Origin of the sequence: Mesorhizobium sp. M7A.F.Ca.MR.362.00.0.0 (genome assembly GCF_004023175.1) — a bacterium.
GTDB lineage: Bacteria > Pseudomonadota > Alphaproteobacteria > Rhizobiales > Rhizobiaceae > Mesorhizobium.
In genome coordinates this window covers 2,814-4,795 of record NZ_RZTF01000040.1, presented here as the reverse complement: position 1 = coordinate 4,795, position 1,982 = coordinate 2,814, and the positions used below count along the sequence as shown (strand labels likewise).

Annotated in this window: 2 protein-coding genes; both read right to left on the bottom strand. The window is 60.7% G+C overall.

The window, feature by feature from the left end:
* Window positions 1–44: 44 nt before the first annotated feature.
* Window positions 45–1,031 carry a flagellin gene (locus EOC06_RS08355; protein ID WP_127271439.1) on the bottom strand — a complete coding sequence of 329 codons (987 nt, stop codon included), beginning with the start codon at window positions 1,029–1,031 and terminating at the stop codon, window positions 45–47.
* A gap of 198 nt (window positions 1,032–1,229) precedes the next feature.
* Complete coding sequence (fliP, locus tag EOC06_RS08350) at window positions 1,230–1,961, bottom strand: flagellar type III secretion system pore protein FliP (protein ID WP_127271437.1); 732 nt, start codon at window positions 1,959–1,961, stop codon at window positions 1,230–1,232.
* Window positions 1,962–1,982: the final 21 nt, after the last annotated feature.

The window sequence follows — 1,982 nt, the reverse complement described above, 5'->3', positions numbered from 1 at the left end:
CGCTTTTGGCGCGGCCCGATTTTAGTGCAAGTTGGCGGATGCGATTAGCCGCGGAAGAGCGACAGGATCGACTGCGACGAACCGTTGGCGATCGACAGCGCCTGGATGCCGAGCTGCTGCTGGACCTGCAGGGCCTGGAGGCGGGTCGATTCCTTGTTCATGTCGGCATCGACGAGCTGGCCGACACCGCGATCGATGGAGTCCATCAGGTTCGAGGTGAAGGTCTTCTGCAGGTCGATACTGCTCTTGGCGGCGCCGAGCGTGGTGGCGGCGTTGGTCATGGCCTTGAGCGCGGCATCGACGACGTTCATCTGCTGCGCGATCTGGCTATCGCTGGCGGCCGTGCCACCCGAGAAGATAGTCAGCGAGGCAACCGAATAGGTGTCGGTAACCGCTGCGGCAGCGCCCAACGTCGGTGCCGAGGCCGTGGCAACAGCAGCGCCCGTGGTGCCGAGGCGGGCCGTGTCGAGAATACCCTTGGCGGTTGGTGCCGCGCCGGCATCGTACAGCTTGATGCTTTCCACATTGACATCGATCGTCGAGATCGAAGCCGCGCCGGTCGCGTCGCGGTTGAAGGCCGAAACAATCTTCACGTCGGCCGCGGTGCCTGTCGCAGTGGACACCGAAAGCATGTTGGTGCCGGAGAAGGTGGCGCCATCGGCGTAGGCCTTCAACTGGTTCTGAAGGGCGGCGATTTCGACCTGGGTCTTTTCTTTGGAGGCGTCCGTCTGGCCGTAGGACGCGACCAGCTTGGTCTTGATCTGGTTGATCGTATCGATCGCGCTACTCATGCCGGTATAGGCTGTGTCGACCTTAGAGGCGCCGAGGCCGAGAGCGTCCGAAACGGTGGACATTGCCTGGTTGTCGGAGCGCATCGTGGTGGCGATCGACCAGTAAGCGGCGTTGTCCGAAGCCTGCGAGACCTTGTAGCCGGTCGAGATGCGGGCCTGGGTGTCGGTGAGGGATTTGCTGGTGGCGTTGAGGCTCTGCAGGGCCGTCAATGCGGCGCTGTTCGTCATGATGCTGGACATGGTACTCGGACCTTGATTTTACAGGTATTTTTTACATACCGGCTCTACCGGTATGACGGTGCGGCATCATGCCCATGATCTCTCAAAATCGATCACCCGCCATCTGCGAGCGAATATGCGGGCAAGTCCCTACCAAAGGGCTAAACCGGACGGTTAATCGAAAATATATTGCTGGGATTTCGAGCCGGCGCCGCAGGGTCAGTTGAAGGAGCGCACCAAGCTGCCGACAAGCAGGTTCCAGCCGTCGATCAGGACGAAGAACAGGATCTTGAACGGCAGCGACACCACTGTCGGCGGCAGCATCATCATGCCCATCGCCATGGTGATGGTGGCGACGATCAGGTCGATGACGAGGAATGGCAGCACGATCAGGAAGCCGATCTCGAAACCGCGCCGGATCTCCGAGATCATGAAGGCCGGCACCAGGATGCGCAGGTCGACGGTGTCACGCGAAACGGTCTGTCCGCGCTCGCGGGCAAGGTCGGCGAAGAGGTCGAAATCCTTGTCACGCACATTGTGCAGCATGAAGGTGCGGAACGGGTCCGAAATCTTGTCGAAGGCTTCGGTCTGGGTGATCTGGTTGTCCATCAGCGGCTTGACGCCGGTGTTCCAGGCCTGATCGAAGGTCGGCGCCATGACATAGAAGGTCATGAACAGCGACAGCGAAATCAGGATGAGGTTTGCCGGTGTCGACTGCAGGCCGATTCCGGCGCGCAGGATCGAGAAGGCGATGACGAAACGGGTGAAGCTGGTCACCATGATCAGCAGGCCTGGCGCCACCGACAGAACGGTCAGCAGGCCGAACATCTGGATGATGTAGCCTACGGTGGTGCCGTCGGCCTTGCCGATACCGCCGAGATCGAGTTGCTGCGCCGTCGCGACGGACGTTGCGGCCGCGATCATCGCCGTGGCGAGAAGGAACTTTCTCATTCGAGCAGCAATGTCCTGATA